The sequence below is a fragment of the Arthrobacter sp. 2YAF22_2 genome, assembly GCF_052114645.1.
Classification (GTDB): domain Bacteria; phylum Actinomycetota; class Actinomycetes; order Actinomycetales; family Micrococcaceae; genus Arthrobacter.
The window spans coordinates 1-1,886 of record NZ_JBFRFD010000611.1; the positions used below are offsets into that span (position 1 = coordinate 1).

At 65.6% G+C, this 1,886-nt stretch carries 3 protein-coding genes and 1 pseudogene; 2 read left to right on the plus strand and 2 right to left on the minus strand.

The genetic code is table 11. From position 1 onward, the window contains the following. Positions 1-169 (minus strand): annotated as a pseudogene (locus AB4Y86_RS17830) (MarR family transcriptional regulator); the annotation flags it as partial. 81 nt (positions 170-250) lie between these two features. Between AB4Y86_RS17830 and AB4Y86_RS17835 the strand changes: the two are divergent. Together AB4Y86_RS17835 and AB4Y86_RS17840 are read left to right on the plus strand one after the other, a co-directional pair. Continuing rightward, entirely contained in the window at positions 251-475 is a 225-nt protein-coding gene (locus AB4Y86_RS17835; protein ID WP_441403489.1) for a hypothetical protein, read from the plus strand. Between the two features lie 197 nt (positions 476-672). Continuing rightward, positions 673-879, plus strand: coding sequence for a hypothetical protein (locus tag AB4Y86_RS17840; protein ID WP_441403491.1), 207 nt, complete (start codon positions 673-675; stop codon positions 877-879). A gap of 100 nt (positions 880-979) precedes the next feature. Here AB4Y86_RS17840 and AB4Y86_RS17845 read toward each other — a convergent pair. Continuing rightward, a partial coding sequence (locus tag AB4Y86_RS17845; RefSeq protein ID WP_441403490.1) for an aspartate kinase occupies positions 980-1,886 on the minus strand: 907 nt, incomplete at its 5' end.

Below are 1,886 nucleotides of genomic sequence, written 5' to 3' on the forward strand. Positions count from 1 at the left end.
CCCATAGGCACAGCATCACCAGATACTGCGGGTGGGTGAGCCCGAGCGCGTCGAGCACCGGCTTGTAGGCCCCCACGACGCTGCGGGATGCGACGGTCAGGGCGAAGCAGAGCTGATGTTCCAGCAGAAGGTCCTCGTCCACGGGGACGGTTCCGGCGGCGTCGGGCATCTGGCCCTCCTTAGTAATAGTTAGTGCACTAATGATTAGCGTACACTGGTGACACGACAGCTTCGAAGGAGTTAGGTAGCGATGGCCAAGGAGAACGCCGCCCAGCGGTTCATGCGTGCGACCGGGAAACTGCGGGCGATCATCGGGCCTGCCAACCGCAGTTCGCTGGGTCATGAGATGACGGAGCAGAACCGCCAGCTGCTGGCACAGCGGGAGGCCGAGGCACAGCAGTGGGAGACCCTCCACCGGCCGGACGGCAGCACTTACGTAGTGCCGCGGAACCCCGACGACAAATCCCTGCGCTAGCCCGGCCCCTCAGCCCGGCATCGCCCCGSCTGCCCACGTTCAGGGTCCGGTCTCCGTCTTCCGGTCTCCCGCCCGAGCCTTTTGCCGCCGTCGGGCGTAAAATTGGGTCACTGGCGCGGCCCGCGCCACGTCTGTTCCGTCTGATCTGTCAGCGGGAAGGGGGTGGAAATGTGGCATACGCACTGAGGAAGGCTGCACTGAGGCAGCGCCTGCACCCGTCGAACTGGGCATGGTTCCTCTTTGGCCCCGCCTCGCGGGGGGACTACACCTCGCCGGTCGTGCACTCGCACGATGATTATGAGCAAGCCTCGGAGACCGACCTCGCAGACTTCGAGGTGGAGACGGACTCTCAGGGGCATCACTACGCCGTCCGCCGGGAAGACCTCCCGAAGGAACAGGTCTGACCCGGCCCGCGCCCGGAGGCGAAACCGAAAAGGGAGCAGCAGTTTGCTGCTCCCTTTGGTGTGGCGTCCGCGGGCGGTGTGGTGGCCACCGGCCCGCCGTCTAGCGGCCCGTGCCGCCGTAGACTGTGGCCTCGTCGTCGCTGTCCAGGTCGAACGCCTTGTGGATGGCGCGCACTGCATCGTCGAGCAGGTCGGCGTGGGTTACCACCGAGATGCGGATTTCCGAGGTGGAGATCATGTTGATGTTGATTCCGGCCTCGGAGAGCGCGGCGAAGAACCGTGCCGAGACGCCCGGGTGGGAGCGCATTCCGGCGCCGATCAGCGACAGCTTGCCGATCTTTTCGTTGTACTCGATGTTTTCGAAGCCGATTTCGGCCTGGGCGGCGCGGAGGGCGTCGAGGGCGTCGGCCCCTTCGACGATCGGCAGGGTGAAGGAGATGTCCGTCCGGCCGGTGCCGTGGGTGGAGACGTTCTGGACGATCATGTCGATGTTGGAATGCGCGTCGGCGATCACCCGGAAGATGGCTGCAGCCTTGCCGGGGATGTCCGGAACGCCGACCACCGTGACCTTGGCTTCGGAACGGTCGTGTGCAACGCCGGAGATGATTGGCTGCTCCAAGGCAACTCCCTCTTGAATCGTGATCTTGTCATCGGCGCTGGGCAGGACCCAGGTGCCTTCGTTCTGGCTGAATGAGGACCGGACGTGCAGCGGCATCCCGAAGCGGCGCGCATATTCCACGCAGCGCAGGTGCAGGATCTTGGCGCCGGAGGCCGCGAGTTCCAGCATCTCCTCACTGGAGATGCGGTCGATCTTCCGGGCGGACGGGACCACTCGCGGGTCCGCGGTGTAGATCCCGTCGACATCCGTGTAGATCTCGCAGACGTCGGCCTCAAGGGCGGCGGCCAGCGCCACCGCCGTCGTGTCCGAACCGCCGCGGCCCAGCGTGGTGATCTCGTGCGTGACGCGGCTCATGCCCTGGAAGCCCGCGACAATCGCGATGTGCCCC